Here is a 19763-nt window from a genome sequence, read left to right as displayed (position 1 = left end):
ACTGCTTAAAGGGTGCGCTGTACGTGCCTGACTGCCGGCGCAGGCCCGCTAAACCATGCACGCGATAGCTCTCAACCCATCGTCGGACAACTGAATGGTCCAGTTCGTGACGCGCCGCCACCGACCGACCGCTCTCAGTACCCTTCAAATACTCCCGCACCACCTTTAACTTGAACTGCTCGTCGTACTTCGCCATGTAAAAACCCCCGAAGGTTGGATCAATGTCCAACTTTCGGGGGTCAGTTCAAGGGGCGTTTTTTTATGGCGAGAAGAAAAGGGGCGGGCCGGGGCGGCTAGGCCGCCTCGTCCAGACGCATCCCCACGTGCGGGATGCCGTCTTCGATGTATTCCTCGGTGACCTGCACGAAGCCGTGGCCGCCGTAGTAGTGGCAGAGGCGCGCCTGGGCGCCCAGGTACATGGCGCGGCCGGGCCAGCGCTGGCGCACTTCCTGCATCGCATGGCGGATCAGCTCGTGGCCCAGGCCCTGGCCGCGCGTCCAGGGCGCGGTGATGACGCGCCCGATCTCGATCTGGCCGTCTTTCAGCGACGGGTCCAGGATCCGGCAGTAGGCGGCCAGCTGGCCGTCTTGCCATGCCATCAGGTGCGTCGTCTGGCCGACCAGGTCCTTGCCGTCCATGTCCTGGAAGAGGCAGTTCTGTTCGATGACGAAGACTTCCGTGCGCAGGCGGAGGATCGCGTAGATCTCCGGCACGGTCAGGTCCTGGTGGGGTTTGCAGATCCAATCGGGCATCGCGTCAATCCAAGGCGGCAGGGGCGAAAAAGGGTGAAAAGCGGGCGCCGATAGCGTACCTCAAACCGGCCCCGTTTCTTTTGATGCACTGTTACATAATTTCACGGGTATACCCTTACTATGAAAATGAATTTTCTTATCTAAAATTTGTGTGTAAACAGATTTACACAATCCTCCGCTAAGACGCTCCCCGAACCGATGAACAAGGCCACACTTACGATCGCTGATCGGATCGCCCGGGCTCAGCCCGCGCTGAGCCGGACGCAGCACAAGATGGCCGAGTACGTGCTGGCGCACCAGTTCCGCGCCGCCACGATGACCATCGACGAATTCGCAGCGGCGGTGGGGGTATCGGTGGCCACGGCGAACCGCTTTGCGCGCGCCCTGGACCTGCCGGGCTATCCGCAATTCCGCGCCGAACTGGCGCGCGGGTTCGAAGCCGCGCTGGAACCCGTCGAAAAGCTGCGCACCGAACTGGCGCATTCCGCCAGCGCCGTGCAGATCTTCGCCGCCACGCTGGAAGAAGACATCCGCAACGCGCAGCGCAACCTGCAATCGCTGGATTCGGCCGCCTGTGAACAGGCGGTGGAAGCCATTCTGGCCGCCGACCGCGTGTTCATCATCGGTTTCGGTGCCAGCGGCTTCCTGGCCGGGCTGCTGCAACGCGGCCTGTGCATGAGCCTGCATTCGGTCGAATCGCTGGCAGGCCCCGGCGGCGTGTCGCATGCCGCGCGCCAGATGTCGCGCATGACCGCCAAGGATCTGGTGATCGCGATCGGCTTTCCGCGCTATCTGGCCGACACCGTGACGCTGGCCGCCGCCGCCAAGCAGGCCGGCGTGCCGGTGCTGGTGCTGACCGACAAACCCACGTCTCCGTTGGCGCCCACGGCATCCGTCGTGCTGTACGCGTTTTCCGCGCGCCAGCTGATCCCCAATTCCGAAACCGCTGCGCTGGGGCTGATCGAAGCCCTGTCTGCCGCAGTGGCCTATCGGGCCAAGAATTCCGTCGCGGCCGCGGCTGGGGTGACCCAGTCCGTGATGCCGTGGCTTATCCATGGAGTAGGTAAACGATGATTCAACCCGTGATTGCCATTCACGGTGGCGCCGGCGCGATGTCCCGCGCGGCCATGTCGCCCGAGAAAGAACAGGAATACCTGGCCGCCCTGGAGTCGATCCTGACGGCCGGCCAAGCCGTGCTGGCCCGTGGCGGCAGCGCGCTGGACGCCGTCACCGAAGCCGTCCGCCTGCTGGAAGACTGCCCGCTGTTCAACGCCGGCCACGGCGCGGTGTTCACCAGCGCCGGCACGCACGAGCTGGACGCCGCCATCATGGACGGCGCCACGCTGCGTTCGGGCGCCATTGCCAACGTGAACTGCGTGCGCAATCCGATCTTCGCCGCGCGCCGCGTCATGGAAACCAGCAAGCACGTGTTCTTCGTGGGCGAGGGCGCCGAAACCTTCGCACGCGACGCGGGCCTGGAAATCGTCGACCCGTCGTATTTCTCGACCGACGCCCGCCGCGAACAACTGCTGCGCGTGCAGCGCGAGACGCCGGAAGCCGCCGTGCTGGACCACGACGGCCAGGCCATGGTCGCGCGCGGCCAGCCCGCGCCGGCCGATCCGCTGGACGCCGACAAGAAGTTCGGCACGGTGGGCGCGGTGGCCGTGGACGCCCAGGGCAACCTGGCCGCCGCCACCTCTACCGGCGGCATCACCAACAAGCAGGTCGGCCGCGTCGGCGACGCGCCGTTGATCGGCGCCGGCACCTACGCCAGCAACAAGACCTGCGCAGTCTCCACGACGGGCACCGGCGAGATGTTCATCCGCATGGTCTCGGCCTATGACGTGGCGGCGCAGATGGAATATTGCGGCGCGTCGCTGGAAGCGGCGGCGGATCGCGTCGTGATGGAAAAACTGCCCACCATCGGGGGCAAGGGCGGCCTGGTGGCCGTCGACGCCCAGGGCAATGTGGCCTTGCCGTTCAACACGGAAGGCATGTATCGGGGTTACGCCCGCGTAGGCGAAAAGCCGGTCACCGCCATCTATCGATGAGCGGCGGCGGGTTCTGTATTGATATTGGGGATTAATAAAGATGGTTGATCGCGCAAACAGCCTGGCGCTGCCGGAAAACCGCGTGGTCCAGGTCGACGACCTGACGGTGCGCTTCGTAGGGTCGGAGCGTACGGTCGAAGCCGTGCGCAACCTGTCGTTCCATGTGGACCGGGGTGAAACCCTGGCCATCGTGGGCGAATCGGGTTCGGGCAAGTCGGTGACGTCCCTGGCTCTCATGCGTCTGGTGGAACATGGCGGCGGCCGCATCGCCCAGGGCCGCATGGCTCTGCGCCGGCGCAACGGCTCCGTGATCGACCTGGTCGGTTCCAGCCAACGCGTCATGCGCAATGTGCGCGGCGCCGACATGGCCATGATTTTCCAGGAGCCGATGACCTCCTTGAACCCAGTGTTCACGGCGGGCGACCAGATCGCCGAATCGATCCGTCAGCACCAGGGCAAGGATGCCGCCGCCGCGCGCGCCGAAGCGCTGCGCATGCTGGAACAAGTGCGCATCCCGGAAGCCAAGTCGGTGCTGGACCGCTACCCGCACCAGTTGTCGGGCGGCATGCGTCAGCGCGTGATGATCGCGATGGCGCTGGCCTGCAAGCCGGCGCTGCTGATTGCCGACGAACCCACCACCGCGCTGGACGTCACCATCCAGGCGCAGATCCTGCAACTGATCCGTCAGCTGCAGGAAGAAATGCACATGGGCGTGGTGTTCATCACCCACGACATGGGCGTGGTCGCGGAAGTGGCCGACCGGGTGCTGGTCATGTATCGCGGCGACAAGGTCGAAGAGGGCCCGTCGGATCAGGTCTTCTCGGCCCCCAAGCACACGTACACCAAGGCGCTGCTGTCGGCCGTGCCGAAGCTGGGCGCCATGGAAGGCACCGACCTGCCCGCGCGGTTCCCGCTGCTGCAGGTGGAAGGCCAGGCGCAACCTGTGGCCGAACCCGCCGCCGCCAGCACGCACGTCGTGTCCGGCGAAAAGCGCGAGCCCATCCTGAGCGTGCGCAACCTGGTGACCCGTTTCGACCTGCGCGGCGGCATCCTCAGCCGCGTGCAGCGCCGCGTGCACGCCGTGGAACAGGTCAGCTTCGACCTGTTTCCGGGCGAGACGCTGTCGCTGGTGGGCGAATCGGGCTGCGGCAAGTCCACGACCGGCCGCTCGCTGCTGCGCCTGGTCGACAGCCAGGGCGGCGAGATCAAGTTCGGCGGCCGCGACATCGTGCGCCTGAAGAACAGTGAATTGCAATCCCTGCGCCGCGACATCCAGTTCGTGTTCCAGGACCCGTTCGCCTCGCTGGACCCGCGCGTCACCGTCGGCTTCTCCATCATGGAGCCGCTGCTGGTGCACGGCGTGGCGAAGGGGCGCGACGCCGAGCGCCGTGTGTCCGAATTGCTGGAACGCGTGGGCATGCCGCCGGAAATGGCGCAGCGCTACCCGCATGAGTTCTCGGGCGGCCAGCGCCAGCGCATTTGCATCGCGCGCGCGCTTGCCCTGAACCCGAAGGTCGTGATCGCGGACGAATCGGTGTCGGCGCTGGACGTGTCGATCCAGGCCCAGATCGTGAACCTGCTGATCGACCTGCAGCGCGACATGGGCATTTCGTTCCTGTTCATTTCGCACGACATGGCCGTCGTCGAACGCGTCAGCCATCGCGTGGCCGTGATGTACCTGGGCCAGATCGTCGAGATCGGCCCGCGCCGCGCCATTTTCGAGAACCCGCAGCACCCGTACACCAAGAAGCTGATGTCGGCCGTGCCGATCGCCGATCCGGCGCGCCGCCATCTGAAGCGCACTTTGCTGTCCGATGAAATCCCCAGCCCCATCCGCAAGCTCGGCGACGAGCCGGTGGTGCAGCCGCTGGTGCAGGTTGGAACCGATCACTTCGTTGCCCGCCATCCGGTCGGCGGCGCGTATTGATTCCGTTGTCGTACTTGTTTTTCTTCCACCAAACCCCCTAATTCCGTTTTGGAACCAGGAGTTGCAATGATGAAAGTTCTGCGCCCCACCAAGCTGATGGCCGCCGCCGCGGTGGCCTTCGGCGTGCTCACTTCGCCGTTGGCGTTTGCCGCCAAGGACGTGACGTTTGCCGTCTCCATCGCATTGGAAACGCTTGACCCGTACAACACCAACAGCACCCTGAACCAGGCGGCCGGCAAGGCCTACTACGAAGGCCTGTTCGAATTCGACAAGGACCTGAAGGTCCAGAAGGTCCTGGCGACCGACTACACCGTCAGCGAAGACGGCCTGGTCTACACGTTCAAGCTGCGCCCGGGCGTGAAGTTCCATGACGGCACCGACTTCAACGCCGAAGCGGTCAAGATCAACTTCGACCGTCCGGCCAACCCGGAAAACCGCCTGTCGCGCTACATCCAGTTCAGCGTCATCGAGAAGATCGACGTGCTGGATCCGCTGACCGTCAAGATCACGCTGAAGAAGCCGTTCTCGGCCTTCATCAACGCGCTGGCCCACCCGGCCGCCATGATGATCTCGCCGGCAGCCCTGGCCAAGTACGGCAAGGAAATCGGTTTCCACCCGGTGGGTACGGGCCCGTTCGAATTCGTCGAATGGAAGCCGGCTGAATACCTGAAGGTCAAGAAGTTCGACGGCTACTGGAAGAAGGGCTACCCGAAGGTCGACACGCTGACCTTCCGTACCGTGACCGACAACAACACGCGCGCCGCCGTGGTGCAAACGGGCGAAGCGCAGTTCGCTTTCCCGGTGCCGTTCGAACAAGCCGCTGTGCTGAAGAAGAACGACAAGCTGGATGTGGTCGATCACAAGAACTCGATCATGGCCCGCTACCTGTCGATGAACACGCAGCAAAAGCCGTTCGACAACCCGAAGGTGCGTGAAGCCATCAACTACGCCATCAACAAGGAAGCCCTGGCCAAGGTCGCTTTCTCGGGCTACGCCACCGTCGTTGACGGCGTCGTGCCGACCGGCGTGGACTTCGCACACAAGACCGGCCCGTGGCCGTACGACATCAAGAAGGCCAAGGCCCTGCTGGCTGAAGCCGGCTACCCGAACGGCTTCGAAAGCCAACTGTGGTCCGCCTATAACGACGGCACCTCGGTGAAGGTGGTTCAGTTCCTGCAGCAGCAGCTGGCGCAAGTCGGCATCAAGGTGTCGGTGGAAGTGCTGGAATCGGGTCAGCGCGTGCAGCGCGTCCAACAGGTGCAAAAGCCTGAAGACGCCAAGGTCCGCATGTACTACGCCGGCTGGTCGTCCTCGACCGGCGAAGCCGACTGGGGCCTGCGTCCGCTCTTGAGCACCGCCGCGTTCCCGCCGGTGCTGAACAACGTGTCGTACTACTCGAACAAGTCGGTGGACGATGGCATCCAGCTTGCGCTGGCCACGACCGATCGCGCCAAGAAGACGGAAATCTACAAGAACGTTCAGGAAACCATCTGGAAGGATGCCCCGTGGGCCTTCCTGGTGACCCAGAACAACCTGTACGTGAAGTCGAAGAACCTGTCCGGCGTGTACGTGGAACCGGACACCTCGTTCTGGTTCGGCGACATCGAACTGAAGCAGTAAACCTAGCAGTCACTCTCGGGGCCTTCGGGCCCTTGTAAGGCCACATACGGCGGGGGCGCGGTGTCCCCGCCGATGTTGCAGGAATTTCAATGCTGACCTACATCGTCAAACGTCTTTTGGGCATGATCCCCACGCTGCTGCTGGTAGCCGTGGTCGTGTTCCTGTTTGTGCACATGCTTCCGGGCGACCCGGCGCGACTGGCCGCGGGCCAGGAGGCCGACCAGCAAACGGTCGAGCTGGTGCGCAAGGAACTGGGGCTGGATCTGCCCCTGCCGCAGCAATTCGTGCGCTATTTCAGCCATATGCTGCAAGGAGACCTGGGTACGTCCTTGCGTACCAAGCGCCCCGTCTCGACCGAGATTTCCGACCGCTTCATGCCCACCTTGTGGCTGACGCTCGCCAGTATGGTGTGGTCAGTGTCGTTCGGCATGATCATCGGGATCGTGTCGGCGGTGTGGCGCAATCGCTGGCCCGACCGGCTTGGCATGACCCTGGCGGTGTCAGGCATTTCTTTCCCCGCGTTCGCGCTGGGCATGATGCTGATGCAGGTGTTCTCCGTGAACCTGGGCTGGTTGCCCACGGTGGGCGCCTCGACCTGGCAACACTACATACTGCCGTCCATCACCCTGGGCGCCGCGGTGGCCGCCGTGATGGCGCGATTCACGCGGGCATCGTTTGTGGAAGTCATTCAGGAAGACTTCGTGCGCACAGCGCGCGCCAAGGGCCTGACCGAACGCCGCGTCATCATCAAGCACGCGCTGCGCAACGCGCTGATCCCCGTCGTCACCATGATGGGCTTGCAGTTCGGCTTCCTGCTGGGCGGCTCCATCGTCGTCGAGACGGTGTTCAACTGGCCCGGCCTTGGCCGTCTGCTGGTCGACGCCGTGACCCAGCGCGACTATCCGGTGATTCAGGGCCTGGTGCTGCTGTTCTCGCTGGAATTCATCCTGATCAACCTGATTGTCGACGTGCTCTACGGCGTCATCAATCCCAGCATCCGTTACAAGTGAGGCGGCCATGAGCAATACGACACCCGCCACGACCATCGCCGCCGCTCCGAAGAACGACGTGCGCACGCCCGCCACCGAGTTCTGGCGCAAATTCAAGAAGCAGAAGCTGGGCGTGGGCGCCGGCATCTTCGTGCTGCTGCTGGTCGTGATCGCGGTCTTCGCGCCGTGGATCGTGCCGTTCGACGCCGAGAACTTCTTCGACTACGACGCGCTGAACGCCAGCCCGTCGCTGACCCACTGGCTGGGCGTGGATTCGCTGGGCCGCGACATCTTCAGCCGCATCGTCATGGGCGCGCGGATCTCGCTGGCCGCGGGCTTCCTGTCAGTGGCCATGGGCGCCGTCGTCGGCACCTTCATGGGCTTGATGGCCGGCTACTACGAAGGCTGGTGGGAACGCATCACGATGCGCATCTCGGACGTGCTGCTGGCGTTTCCCGGCATGCTGCTGGCCATCGGCGTGGTCGCCATCCTGGGCTCCAGCATGGTCAACGTGATCGTGGCCGTGGCCGTGTTCAGCGTCCCGGCGTTCGCCCGCCTGGTGCGCGGCAACACCCTGTCGATCAAGCAGATGACGTATGTCGAAGCGGTCAAGAGCGTGGGCGCGTCCGACTGGACGATCATCATGCGCCACATCCTGCCCGGCACGATCTCGCCGATCGTGGTGTACGGCACGATGCGCATCGGCACGTCGATCATCACCGCGGCCAGCCTGTCCTTCCTGGGCATGGGCGCGTCGCCTCCCACGCCGGAGTGGGGCGCGATGCTGAACGAAGCGCGCGCCGACATGGTGATCGCGCCGCACGTGGCGATCTTCCCGGCCCTGGCCATCTTCCTGACGGTGCTGGCCTTCAACCTGCTGGGCGACGGCCTGCGCGACGCGCTCGATCCCAAGATCGACCGCAAGTAAAGAGGTCGAGGCCCCGTCGCCGGCCGCCGCGCCGACGGCGCGCGGCACGGGGGCAGCCTCTACGTTCAGCCGCCGCTCCCCTCGGGACGGCGGCGTTTTGCATTAAGGACCTTGGCGAAAACCATGGACACACAAGCACTGGACCTTCCTCGCATCGGCGTGCTGCCGTCGGGGCCGCTGGATACGATCTGTGACGTGGGCGGCGTCACGGTCGGGCACTGCACCCTGGCCGACGGCCCGCTGCAGACCGGCGTGACCGTCGTGCGCCCGCATGGCGGCGACCCCTATCTGGACAAGGTGCCCGCCGCCGCCACCGTGCTGAACGGTTTCGGCAAAAGCACCGGCCTGATCCAGGTGCAGGAACTGGGCGTGCTGGAAACGCCCATCGCGCTGAGCAACACCTTCGGCGTCGGCACGGTCGCCAATGCGCAGATCCGCCAGGCAGTGGCCGCCAATCCCGGCATTGGCCGCGGCATGGCGACCGTGAACCCGCTGGTCTTCGAATGCAACGACGGCTACCTGAATGACATCCAGGCGCTGGCCGTAGCCGAAGCGCACTACGCCGATGCGTTGGCCGGCGCGGCCAAACCGTTCGCCCAAGGCGCCGTGGGCGCGGGGCGCGGCATGTCGTGCTTTTCGTTCAAGGGCGGCATCGGTTCGGCCTCCCGCGTAGCCACCGTCCAGCCCGGCCTTGGCTACACCGTCGGCGCGCTGGTGCTGTCCAACTTCGGCCGCCTGCCCAACCTGACCGTGGCGGGCCGGCCGTTCGGCCGCCGGCTGGCGGACCAGTTGGGCCGTGGCCTGGCGCAGCAAGGCGAGAACGCCGTGATCGTGCCCGAAAAGGGGTCCATCATCTTGCTGCTGGCGACCGACGCGCCGTTGGATTCGCGCCAATTGCGGCGCCTGTCCCTGCGGGCCGGCGCGGGCCTGGCGCGCACCGGCTCGGTGTTCGGCCACGGCAGCGGCGACATCTCGCTGGCATTTTCCACCGCGTATACGATCCCGCAATTGGCCGAGCAGCCGATGCCTTCGGTTGCGATGCTGCATGAATCCCGTATCGATCCCCTGTTCGAAGCGGCCGCCGAGGCCTGCGAACAGGCCATCATTTCCGCGCTCTGGCATGCCGACGGCGTGACCGGACGCGATGGCCATCACCGCGCCGCGATCCGCGACGCGGCGCCCCAGTGGCGCCAGTGGCTGTCCGACACCGCATTCTGAATCCCTCGAGGCCTGACCCCATGAAGATCCTGATTTCCACCGATATCGAAGGCGTCGCCGGCGTCTTCCATGCTGAACAAGTCCGCGCCGGCAACGGCGAATACGAGCGCGCCCGCGCCTGGATGACCGCCGAGGCCAATGCGGCCGTGCAAGGCGCGATCGCCGGCGGCGCGGAAGAGATCCTGGTCAACGATTCGCATGGCGGTTTCCGCAACCTGCTGCCCGACGGCCTGGACGAGCGCGCCCGCCTGGTGCTGGGCAAGCCGCGCTACCTGGGCATGATGGGCGGCCTGGAAGAGGGCTGCGACGCCGTCTTCATGATCGGCTACCACTCGCGCTCGCAGGGCCGCGGCGTCCTGGCCCACACGATCAACAGCTTCGCGTTCTCGCGCGTGTTCATCAACGGCATGGAGCTGGGCGAAGCCGGCCTGTACGGCGCGCTCGCCGGTGAAATGGGCGTGCCCGTCATCCTGGGAACGGGCGACGACGTGTTCATTTCGGAAACCCGCGACACCTTCCCGGGCGCGGAATGGGTGCAGACCAAAGTGGCCCACGGCCAGGGCAGCGGCGTCACCTTGTCGCCGGCCGCGTCGCGCCGTGCGATCGCCGCCGCGGCCGAAACCGCCGTGCGCAACCTGAAGAAGCAGGCCCCCGTTCCTTTCCACATTCCCGCCCCTATAGAATGCCGGTTGCAGACGCAGAGCGCGGCGCTGGCCGATCTGTTCTGCATGTGGCCCACGCTGGAACGCGTGGACGGCGTCACCTTGCGATTCACCACGGATAGCATGCAGGCCGCCGTCCGTACGCTGAACAGCCTGGCCGCCATGTCTTTCATGTTGCGCTAAGGATCCCATCCCCCATGTCTAGCACCGACGCCCGTATCGCCCAATTGCGGCAGGCCATGAGCCGCCGCGGCCTGTCCGCTTATATCGTTCCTTCTTCGGACCCGCACCTGTCCGAGTACCTGCCGGCCCGCTGGCAGGGGCGGCGCTGGCTGTCGGGCTTCACGGGTTCGGTGGGCACGCTGGTCGTCACGGCCGACTTCGCCGGCCTGTGGGTGGACAGCCGCTACTGGGTGCAGGCCGAGGCGCAACTGGCCGGCACGGGCGTGCAATTGATGAAGATCGCCCTGGCCTCGACGCCGGGCCATGTCGACTGGCTGGCCGCCAACACGCGGGCAGGCGACGTCATCGGCGTGGACGGCCAGGTGCTGGGGCTGGGCGCGTTCCGCGCCTTGTCGGCTGCTGCGGCCACGTCCGGCGCCACGCTGGAGATCCGCGCCGACCTGCTGGAAGAGGTCTGGACGGACCGCGCCGGCCTGCCCGACGCGAAGATATACGAACACGTCGCGCCCAACGCCTGCGTGGCCCGCGCCGATAAACTGGCGCAGGTGCGCGCCGCCATGCGCACGCACGGCGCCGACGTGCACGTCATCTGCACGGTGGACGACATCGCCTGGCTGCTGAACCTGCGCGGCGCCGACGTGGACTACAACCCGGTGTTCGTCGGCCACGCGCTGATCGGCCTGGACCACGCCACGCTGTTCGTGGCCGACGGCAAGGTCGACGACGCGCTGCGCGCCACGCTGTCCGCCGACGGCGTCGACGTGGCGGGCTATGCCCAGGCCGCCGATGCCCTGGCCTCGCTGGAGTTGGACCAGAAACTGCTGATCGATCCGGCGCGCGTGACTTGCGGCGTCTTCCACGCCATGGACCCCGCGGTGCCGCGCATCGAGGCGATCAACCCGTCGACGCTGCTGAAGTCCCGCAAAACCGACGCCGAACTGGCCAACGTGCGCCAGGCAATGGCGCAGGACGGTGTGGCGCTCTGCGAGTTCTTTTCGTGGTTCGAGGGCGCGCTGGGCAAGGAAACCATCACCGAACTGACGATAGACGAGCAGATCACCGCCGCCCGCGCGCGCCGGCCCGGCTACGTCTGCCCCAGCTTCGCCACCATCGCCGGCTTCAACGCCAACGGCGCCATGCCGCACTACCGCGCCACGCCGGAATCGCACGCGACCATCGAAGGCGATGGCCTGCTGCTGATCGATTCAGGCGGCCAGTACCTGGGCGGCACCACCGACATCACCCGCGTGGCCGCGGTGGGCACGCCCAGCGCCGACCAGAAGGTGGACTTCACGCTGGTGCTCAAGGGCATGATCGCGCTGTCGCGCGCGTCGTTCCCGCGCGGCACGCCGTCGCCCATGCTGGACGCCATCGCCCGCGCCCCCATCTGGGAGGGCGGCGCGGAATATGGCCATGGCACGGGCCACGGCGTGGGCTACTTCCTGAACGTGCACGAAGGCCCGCAGGTGATCTCGTACCGCGCCATGCCGGGTCCGCACACCGCGATGGAACCGGGCATGATCACGTCGAATGAACCGGGCATCTACCGTCCGGGCCGGTGGGGCGTGCGCATCGAGAACCTGGTGGCCAACCGCAGCTGGCTGACGTCCGAGCTGGGTGAATTCCTGTGCTTCGAGACGCTGACCCTGTGCCCCATCGATACGCGCTGCATCGAGCCGTCGCTGATGCGCGCCGACGAGACCGCCTGGCTGAACGACTATCACAAGACGGTGTTCGAACGCCTGTCGCCGCTGGTCGAGGGCGAGGCGCTGGCCTGGCTTACCCGCCGCACCGCGGCGATCTGATCAGCCGCTTGCGCGAACGCATGAAAAAGGCCGCGGGCGTCATGCCCACGGCCTTTTCTTTTGCCGGGTACCAGAGCGATCAGAGGCTGCCGTACGGCTGCGCGGCCATCGCGCGGGGATAGAGCGCCCGCCTGCCGATCACGCAGGCCAGCGCCAGCAGCAAGCCGTAGGCCAGCAGCACCACGATCCCCGTCATGTAGGACGACGCGGCGCGCATGAATTGGTCCCAGGTCATGGCCCGGACGGCCACGTAGCCCAGGCCGACGCCCAACGCCTGGGCCAGCCAGAACGCGAGCGTGCCATGGGCCACCGCCCGGCCCAGCCGCGCCATGCCGAGGAAGCGCGGCAGCAGGTTCAGGCATAGCAGGACGCACATCGCCATCAGGATCGCGGGCAGGATCAGGTAACCCAGCGTGAATTCCGTCCAGCCCGTATTGCGGGATTGCATGTGCAGGAAGCCGCCCACTGCGATCGAGACGCCCAGTTGCCAGACCAGCACGGTCAGCCCGGTGATCCAGGCCGCATGGCGCCGGTCGTAGGGCGGGCCGCCGGCCGGGCCGGCGGGCTGCACGGTCCAGGCGGCGATGTGCACGACGACCCAGACGCCGATGATCTCCAGCAAGATGGTCACGACGCGGGTAGCGATGCCCAGCGTCATGAATTGGCCGATCATGCCCATGCCGGACCACTCCTCCAGCATGCCGCGGTTGTTCATGACGAACTGCATCAGGGCGTTGTGCAGGAAGGCCGTGCCGGCGGCGACCGCCAGCGTGTAGAGCAGCAGCAGGGCGATGAAGGTGCCGAACAGCTTGCGGGGTTCATCCACCGCCATGGTGTTGTTGCGCGCCAGCCAGCGGCGCATGGCGCCCCAGGTCGTCAAGCCGGCGATCACTGCCGCCATGACGATATGGGCCAGCATCGGCACCAGGTACTGGGGCTGGGTGTGCAGCTCCCGCATGTCCTGGAACTGGGGCAAGCCGATCAGCATGTAGCCCTGGACGGCGGCGGCGTAAGCCAGGCGCAGGAACACGGCGGTAAGCGCCAGGCGCCAGGCGAGCGAAGAGGGGGATCGGACGGGATCGGTCATCGGCTGGGCGGGAAGTGTTGAGAAAAAACAGCAGTCGAAAAATTAGGGATCGAACATAGCACGACGCCGCGCCGCGCCATGCAACGCGCTTGCCGTCAACGCGTTTCGAGTGCTGCCAAATGTTACGCGTCATCGCTAGGGGAAAACCCAAATAACCGCCGCCGCCCGGCTATAATCCAAATTTCCCGCACGCGCCCGCTCGTCCCGGGTGCTCATTACGATGACCAAATACGTATTTGTCACCGGCGGAGTGGTGTCTTCCCTGGGCAAGGGCATCGCCGCTGCGTCGCTCGCCGCCATTCTCGAATCGCGTGGTTTGCAGGTCACCATGCTGAAGCTCGACCCGTACATCAACGTCGATCCGGGCACGATGAGCCCCTTCCAGCACGGTGAAGTGTTCGTCACGGAAGACGGCGCCGAAACCGATCTGGACCTGGGCCACTACGAGCGCTTCATTTCCGCCCGCATGCACAAGGTGAATAACTTCACCACGGGCCAGATCTACGAATCGGTGCTGCGCAAAGAGCGCCGTGGCGACTACCTGGGCAAGACTGTCCAGGTGATCCCGCACATCACCAACGAAATCCAGGACTTCATCGCCCGTGGCGCCGAAGCCGGCTGGAACGGCAACACGGACGTCGCCATCGTCGAGATCGGCGGCACCGTGGGTGACATCGAGTCCCTGCCTTTCCTGGAAGCCGCTCGCCAGATGAGCCTGCGCATGGGCCGCAACAACGCGGCCTTCGTGCATCTGACCCTGGTGCCCTTCATCGCCTCCGCCGGCGAACTGAAGACCAAGCCCACCCAGCACTCGGTGCAGAAGCTGCGCGAAATCGGCATCTACCCGAACGCGCTGCTGTGCCGCGCCGACCGTCCCATTCCGGACGACGAGCGCGCCAAGATCTCGATGTTCTCGAACGTGCCCCTGGACGCGGTCATTTCCGTCTGGGACGCCGATTCCATCTACAAGATCCCGGCCATGCTGCACAAGCAAGGCGTGGACAACATCGTCTGCGAAGCGCTGGGCCTGACCCCGCCGCCGGCCGACCTGTCCATGTGGGACAACCTGGTCGAAGCGCTTGAGCATCCCCAGCACCAGCTGACGATCGGCATGGTTGGCAAGTACGTCGACCTGACCGAATCGTACAAGTCGCTGACGGAAGCGCTGGTCCACGCCGGCATCCACACGCGCTCGAAGATCAACATCGAGTACATCGACTCGGAAGACATCGAAACCCGCGGCACCGACCAGTTGAAGCACCTGGACGCCATCCTGGTGCCGGGCGGTTTCGGCAAGCGCGGCACCGAGGGCAAGATCGCCGCCATCCGCTACGCCCGTGAAAACGGCGTGCCGTACCTGGGCATCTGCCTGGGCATGCAGCTGGCCGTCATCGAGTTCGCGCGCCACGTCGCCGGTCTGGGCGGCGCCAACAGCACGGAATTCGATCCGTCCGCCCCGCACCCAGTGGTGGCCCTGATCACCGAGTGGATGGACCGCGAAGGCAAGGTCGAAAAGCGCGACAACACGTCCGACCTGGGCGGCACCATGCGCAAGGGCGCGCAGCGCGTGCCGATCAAGGCCGGCACTCGCGCGCAGACCATCTACGGCGACGAAGTGAACGAGCGTCACCGTCACCGCTACGAGGTCAACAACGTCTACGTGCCGCGCCTGGAAGAGGCCGGCATGGTGATCAGCGCCCGCACGCCGTCCGAGAACCTGCCGGAAATGATGGAACTGCCCGACCACCCGTGGTTCGTGGGTGTCCAGTTCCACCCGGAGTTCACGTCCACGCCGCGTGATGGCCACCCGTTGTTCTCCAGCTATATCCGCGCCGCCATCGAGCAAAAGGCTCGCCGCGGTCAGGTGGCGTAATGCGCGTCTGCGGTCTCGAGTTCCGTAAGCGGATCCTCGGGGCCGCGGGCCGTTTTCCCGGCGCCGCCCTGTACGGCGGCGCTGCTTTGGGATACAACCAATTAGCATCGGATATGCGTCGCCCGGCCGCCTTGCGCGACACTGGCGGCGTTGCCGTATCTGGCGTCAGCTATCCGCTGTAGATACCCAACAACGCAACTGCCCTGAAGGAACCCCATGAGTGCTTACCTCATCGCCGACGTCACGGTGACCAAGCCTGCCCAATACGAGGACTACAAGCGTCTGTCCACGCTCGCCATGCGCGCGTACGATGCCAAGATCCTGGTGCGCGGCGGAGAGTCCAAGCACCTTGAGGGCCGTGAGCCTGGCCGCACCGTCGTCATGGAGTTCCCCTCCATGGCCGCCGCCCAGGCCTTCTACGACTCCTGGCAGTACCGCCGTGCCCGCAACGCCCGAGAGGGCGCGGCCGTCATGAATATGTTTATCGTTCAGGGAATGTAAAGTCATGAGTGCAATCGTCGATATCATCGGCCGCGAGATTCTGGATTCGCGCGGCAACCCTACCGTGGAATGTGACGTGCTGCTGGAGTCCGGCGCCATGGGCCGCGCGTCCGTGCCGTCCGGCGCCTCCACCGGCGCCCGCGAAGCCATCGAACTGCGCGACGGCGACAAGAGCCGTTATCTGGGCAAGGGCGTGCTGCGCGCCGTTGAAAACCTGAATACGGAAATCTCCGAAGCCCTGATGGGCCTGGACGCCCAGGAACAGACCTTCGTCGATCGCACCCTGATCGAGCTGGACGGCACCGAGTCCAAGGAACGCCTGGGCGCCAACGCGATCCTGGCCGCCAGCATGGCCGTGGCCCGCGCCGCCGCCGACGAGTCGGGCCTGTCGCTGTACCGCTATTTCGGCGGCAGCGGCCCCATGAGCATGCCCGTGCCGATGATGAACGTCATCAACGGCGGCGCGCACGCCAACAACACGCTTGACCTGCAAGAACTGATGATCCTGCCGGTCGGCGCAGGCAGCTTCCGCGAAGCCCTGCGTTGGGGCGCTGAAGTCTTCCACATGCTGAAGAAGCTGATCCACGGCCAGGGCATGTCCACGGCCGTCGGCGACGAGGGCGGCTTTGCCCCCAACGTGCCCAGCCATGAAGCGGCTATCCAGTTGATCCTGAAGGCCATCACCGAAGCCGGCTACGAGCCGGGCACGCAGATCGCCCTGGGCCTGGATTGCGCCAGCTCGGAGTTCTACCGCGACGGCAAGTACACGCTGGCCGGCGAAGGCGGCATCTCGCTGTCCTCGCAAGAGTTCACCAACCTGCTGGCCACGTGGTGCGACAAGTACCCGATCATCTCCATCGAAGACGGCATGGCTGAAAACGATTGGGACGGCTGGAAGCTGCTGACCGACCAACTGGGCAAGAAGGTGCAATTGGTGGGCGACGACCTGTTCGTCACCAACACCAAGATCCTGCGCGAAGGCATCCAGAAGGGCGTCGCCAACTCGATCCTGATCAAGATCAACCAGATCGGCACGCTGACCGAAACCTTCGCCGCCATTGAAATGGCCAAGCGCGCCGGCTACACCGCCGTCGTGTCGCACCGTTCGGGCGAAACCGAAGATTCGACCATCGCCGACATCGCCGTGGCGACCAATGCGATGCAGATCAAGACGGGTTCGCTGTCCCGTTCGGATCGCATGGCCAAGTACAACCAGCTCCTGCGCATCGAGGAAGAGCTGGCTGAAGTGGCGTCGTATCCTGGCCTGGAAGCTTTCTACAACCTGCGTTGATGGGAAGCGCGGCCGCGGCGCCTGGCGCCGCGGCCGCATCCGCGCCACGACTGCTCTGAGGGTTCTCGCGTATGCGCCTGTTGTTCCTGGTGCTGTTCGTGCTGGTCGGCTTGATCCAATACCCGCTGTGGCTGGGTAAGGGCGGCTGGTTCAAGGTCTGGGATCTGCAACGCCAGGTGGCGGAGCAGCGCGAGACCAATGAAGGCCTGCGCGCGCGCAACGCCGCGCTGGAAGCCGAAGTGCGGGATCTTGAAGGCGGCACCGGCGCCATCGAAGAGCGCGCCCGCGGCGAGCTCGGCATGATGCGCGAGGGCGAAGTCTTCGTGCACATCCTGCCGCAGAACACGCAGCCGCCCGCTGCCGGCGCGTCGCTTGCGGCGGATCCCGCTGCCAAGCCGCCCACCGCCACGCGCGCCAGCGCACCGGCCGCCAAGCCGCCTGCCCGGGCGGCCACGCCTGCTACCGCACCCAAGCCCACTAGTCCGGCCAACAACGCCACGACCCGGCACTGAGGTTTTTCCTCAGCACGTGGCGTTGCGGCACGCGCCGGCCACCATTCCCGCTGGCTGGGGCGCCTTGCCCGCCCAATCGACCGGGTGCGAGTGCATCTCCATTTCCAGTTCCACCTGAATCGGCAGCAGACCCTGCGCGCGCGCCACGCCTGCGTAGGTGGCGTCCGTACGCCCCAGCAAGGCGAGCAGCGCACGCACGGGCGGCAACCAGGGCCGGTGCAGGTAGGTCAGGCGAAGTTTCAGCGTGTTCGCTTCGAAGATGCTGATGCCTCCCGGCCGGGGAGGCCTGCGCGCATGCTGAAGGTCTTGGTAGTCGTTGTCGATCGCGCGCAAGCCCCGGGCCGCCGCGACCGTCAGGCCGGCGCGGCCATGCTCGCGGAACGCCTGGGCGTCAGGACCCAGGATTTCGATCCGCCACGGGGTCAGGCCGGTCAATGCCGCGACCTCGGCCTGGGCGCGTTCCCGCCGGCGTTGCGCACCGGTGCGGCCGCCATCCCCATCCGCGCCCGCGTGCAGCGGCAGCAAGGCTTGTTGAAAGGCTTGCTGCATACGGGCGGGGTCGCCATGGGCGGTCGCGCCCGCGCGGGCGGCTTCGATCAGCGCCAGGTGTGCCATCTGCCGCACCGCCTGCCAGCGGGCGGCGTCGATCGCCAAGAGGCCCAGCAGCAGTACCACGGCGCCCGCTACGGCGAATTCGATGGCGGCGGCACCCCGCTGCCGCGGGCAGGCAAAGAAAAAGGCGGTCATGGCTGCGCAGTGTGGCGCGGGCATGACCGCCTGTCGATGCGGACAATCCGAAGGGATGAAACCGTCCCGGGGCGCGGGACGGCCGGGAATCAATGCACCGTCGGGGGCGCGTCGTCGGCCGGCGGCTGGTTCGGCGCGAACAAGGTGGCGCAGTCGACGGCGTCGAACTTGTAGGGCTTGCCGCAGAAGTCGCAGGACACGTCCACCTGGCCGCGCTCGGCCAGGACGCTGTTGACTTCCTCTTCGCCCAGCGAACGCAGCATGCTTGCGACGCGTTCGCGGGTGCACGGGCAGTGCCAGCGCACCGTCACCGGATCGAACGCCAGCAGGGTGTCTTCCCAGAACAGGCGGTGGATCAGCGTGTCGATCTCGGCCTCCAGCACTTCGTCTCGCTTGAGGGTGCTGGCCAGCGCGTTGGTGCGGTCCCAGGTTTCCGCTGCGGCCTGTTCGGTCAGCAGCGGCGCATCCGAGCCGCCGTGATAGGGCAGGCGCTGGATCAGCATGCCGGCCGCATGGTCGGCGTCGGCCGCCAGCCACAGGCGGGTGTCCAACTGCTCGGACGCCTTCATGTAGTGCTGCAGGGCTTCCGCCACGGTCTCGCCTTCCAGGGGCACGATGCCCTGATAGGCCTGCTGGCCGGGCAGCTTGCGCTGCGGATCCAGCACCACGATGAAGCGGCCGCCACCGCCGGGGTTCAGCAGGCTTTGCATCGTGCCGTCGGCGGGAACGTCATGGCCTTCGCGCACTTTGACGGTAGCGCGCAGGCTCAGGTCGGAACGGCATTCCACCACCAGCAGGGCGATGGGGCCGTCGCCCTGGATCTGGAGCACCAGCGAGCCTTCGAACTTGATATTGGCGGCAAGCAGGGTGGACGCGGCCACCAGTTCGCCCAGCAGGTGGGTGATGGCGGGCGGGTAGTCGTGGTTGGCCTGAACGGCCTTCCAGGTCGTGTCCAGGCGCACGGCCTGGATGCGGACGCTGCGGTCTTCGGTAAGGTATTTTTTAAGCTGATCGGTCATAGCGGAATGTTAGCCGATCAGGCGGGGGATTCCCCCTGCTGCCAGCAAGGGGGTTCGGCGGTTTCCCCGGAGGGTCAGGCCAGCCGTTTCAGCGCCGTCTTGTAGTGTTGGCCCCGCGCCACGTAATGGGCGGTATTTTTGTGCAGATTGGCGATTTCCTCTTCCGAGAGCTCGCGCACGATCTTGCCGATGCCGATCACCAGGGAGTTGTCGGGGATGATCCGGTCTTCGGGGATGATCGCGCCAGCGCCGATCAGGCAATTGCGCCCGATGACCGCATTGTTCAGAACGATCGCCTGCATGCCCACCAAGGCGCCTTCGTGGATGGTGCAGCCGTGCAGCATGGCCTGGTGGCCCACCGTCACGTTGGGGCCGATCGTCATGGGACAGCCGCCGTCCACGTGCAGGACGCTGGATTCCTGGATATTGGTGCCGTGGCGGATCAGGATGGCGTCGTTGTCTCCGCGGATGGATACGTTCGACCAGATGCTGACGCCCGCTTCCAGCGTGACATTGCCGATGATGTCGGCGCTGTCGGCCACATAGGCGGCGGGGTCGATGCGGGGGATCAGGTCGTCAAGCTGGTAAATGGGCATTG

Annotated in this window: 19 protein-coding genes; 13 read left to right on the top strand and 6 right to left on the bottom strand. The window is 65.8% G+C overall.

Going from position 1 to position 19763, the window contains the following annotated elements:
* Together A9973_RS25305 and A9973_RS25300 are read right to left on the bottom strand one after the other, a co-directional pair.
* On the bottom strand, positions 1-196 hold a 196-nt coding region (locus tag A9973_RS25305), incomplete at its 3' end, for a helix-turn-helix domain-containing protein (protein WP_183016375.1).
* A 97-nt stretch (positions 197-293) separates the two neighbouring features.
* Positions 294-752 carry a GNAT family N-acetyltransferase gene (locus A9973_RS25300; RefSeq protein WP_183016374.1) on the bottom strand — a complete coding sequence of 153 codons (459 nt, stop codon included), beginning with the start codon at positions 750-752 and terminating at the stop codon, positions 294-296.
* 198 nt (positions 753-950) lie between these two features.
* Here A9973_RS25300 and A9973_RS25295 point away from each other — a divergent pair, with 198 nt between their 5' ends.
* The 9 genes from A9973_RS25295 to A9973_RS25255 all read left to right on the top strand — a co-directional run bounded on the left by A9973_RS25295 (position 951) and on the right by A9973_RS25255 (position 12135).
* A complete protein-coding gene (locus A9973_RS25295) occupies positions 951-1826 on the top strand; it encodes a MurR/RpiR family transcriptional regulator (RefSeq protein WP_183016373.1) in 876 nt (291 codons plus the stop codon).
* Positions 1823-2803, top strand: coding sequence for an isoaspartyl peptidase/L-asparaginase family protein (locus A9973_RS25290; protein ID WP_183016372.1), 981 nt, complete (start codon positions 1823-1825; stop codon positions 2801-2803). Before A9973_RS25295 ends, A9973_RS25290 begins: the two co-directional genes overlap by 4 nt.
* Positions 2804-2843: 40 nt before the next feature.
* Positions 2844-4730 (top strand): dipeptide ABC transporter ATP-binding protein, encoded by a 1887-nt coding sequence (locus A9973_RS25285; protein ID WP_183016371.1) that lies wholly within the window; start codon positions 2844-2846, stop codon positions 4728-4730.
* Positions 4731-4796: 66 nt separating this feature from the next.
* Positions 4797-6350 carry a glutathione ABC transporter substrate-binding protein GsiB gene (gene gsiB / locus A9973_RS25280; protein ID WP_183016370.1) on the top strand — a complete coding sequence of 518 codons (1554 nt, stop codon included), beginning with the start codon at positions 4797-4799 and terminating at the stop codon, positions 6348-6350.
* An 89-nt stretch (positions 6351-6439) separates the two neighbouring features.
* The gene (gsiC, locus tag A9973_RS25275; RefSeq protein ID WP_054423936.1) at positions 6440-7360 is read left to right on the top strand and encodes a glutathione ABC transporter permease GsiC; all 921 of its coding nucleotides are present in this window, start codon (positions 6440-6442) and stop codon (positions 7358-7360) included.
* Between the two features lie 7 nt (positions 7361-7367).
* The gene (gsiD, locus tag A9973_RS25270; RefSeq protein ID WP_183016369.1) at positions 7368-8267 is read left to right on the top strand and encodes a glutathione ABC transporter permease GsiD; all 900 of its coding nucleotides are present in this window, start codon (positions 7368-7370) and stop codon (positions 8265-8267) included.
* Between the two features lie 123 nt (positions 8268-8390).
* Entirely contained in the window at positions 8391-9485 is a 1095-nt protein-coding gene (locus tag A9973_RS25265) for a P1 family peptidase (RefSeq protein WP_183016368.1), read from the top strand.
* A 20-nt stretch (positions 9486-9505) separates the two neighbouring features.
* Complete coding sequence (locus A9973_RS25260; RefSeq protein ID WP_183016367.1) at positions 9506-10330, top strand: M55 family metallopeptidase; 825 nt, start codon at positions 9506-9508, stop codon at positions 10328-10330.
* Between the two features lie 14 nt (positions 10331-10344).
* Complete coding sequence (locus A9973_RS25255; RefSeq protein ID WP_183016366.1) at positions 10345-12135, top strand: aminopeptidase P family protein; 1791 nt, start codon at positions 10345-10347, stop codon at positions 12133-12135.
* A gap of 79 nt (positions 12136-12214) precedes the next feature.
* Here the strand turns inward: A9973_RS25255 and A9973_RS25250 are convergent, their stop codons facing one another.
* Positions 12215-13222 carry a hypothetical protein gene (locus tag A9973_RS25250; protein ID WP_183016365.1) on the bottom strand — a complete coding sequence of 336 codons (1008 nt, stop codon included), beginning with the start codon at positions 13220-13222 and terminating at the stop codon, positions 12215-12217.
* A gap of 220 nt (positions 13223-13442) precedes the next feature.
* Between A9973_RS25250 and A9973_RS25245 the strand changes: the two genes are divergently transcribed.
* From A9973_RS25245 to ftsB, 4 genes are all read left to right on the top strand, one after another.
* Positions 13443-15095, top strand: coding sequence for a CTP synthase (locus A9973_RS25245; RefSeq protein ID WP_183016364.1), 1653 nt, complete (start codon positions 13443-13445; stop codon positions 15093-15095).
* 216 nt (positions 15096-15311) lie between these two features.
* Positions 15312-15596: a DUF1330 domain-containing protein gene (locus A9973_RS25240; protein WP_006223888.1), complete on the top strand. Its 285-nt coding sequence runs from the start codon at positions 15312-15314 to the stop codon at positions 15594-15596.
* 4 nt (positions 15597-15600) lie between these two features.
* Positions 15601-16887, top strand: coding sequence for a phosphopyruvate hydratase (eno, locus tag A9973_RS25235; protein WP_183016363.1), 1287 nt, complete (start codon positions 15601-15603; stop codon positions 16885-16887).
* A gap of 71 nt (positions 16888-16958) precedes the next feature.
* Positions 16959-17399 (top strand): cell division protein FtsB, encoded by a 441-nt coding sequence (gene ftsB / locus A9973_RS25230; protein ID WP_183016362.1) that lies wholly within the window; start codon positions 16959-16961, stop codon positions 17397-17399.
* A 9-nt stretch (positions 17400-17408) separates the two neighbouring features.
* Here the strand turns inward: ftsB and A9973_RS25225 are convergent, their stop codons facing one another.
* The 3 genes from A9973_RS25225 to A9973_RS25215 form a co-directional block, all read right to left on the bottom strand.
* Complete coding sequence (locus A9973_RS25225) at positions 17409-18146, bottom strand: TadE/TadG family type IV pilus assembly protein (protein WP_183016361.1); 738 nt, start codon at positions 18144-18146, stop codon at positions 17409-17411.
* Between the two features lie 89 nt (positions 18147-18235).
* Positions 18236-19165: an Hsp33 family molecular chaperone HslO gene (gene hslO / locus A9973_RS25220; protein WP_183016360.1), complete on the bottom strand. Its 930-nt coding sequence runs from the start codon at positions 19163-19165 to the stop codon at positions 18236-18238.
* Positions 19166-19239: 74 nt separating this feature from the next.
* Entirely contained in the window at positions 19240-19761 is a 522-nt protein-coding gene (locus A9973_RS25215) for a gamma carbonic anhydrase family protein (RefSeq protein WP_183016359.1), read from the bottom strand.
* Between the last annotated feature and the right edge of the window lie 2 nt (positions 19762-19763).

The organism is Achromobacter sp. UMC46 (genome assembly GCF_014170335.1).
Lineage (GTDB): Bacteria > Pseudomonadota > Gammaproteobacteria > Burkholderiales > Burkholderiaceae_B > Achromobacter.
This window is presented reverse-complemented; position numbering and strand designations above follow the sequence as displayed.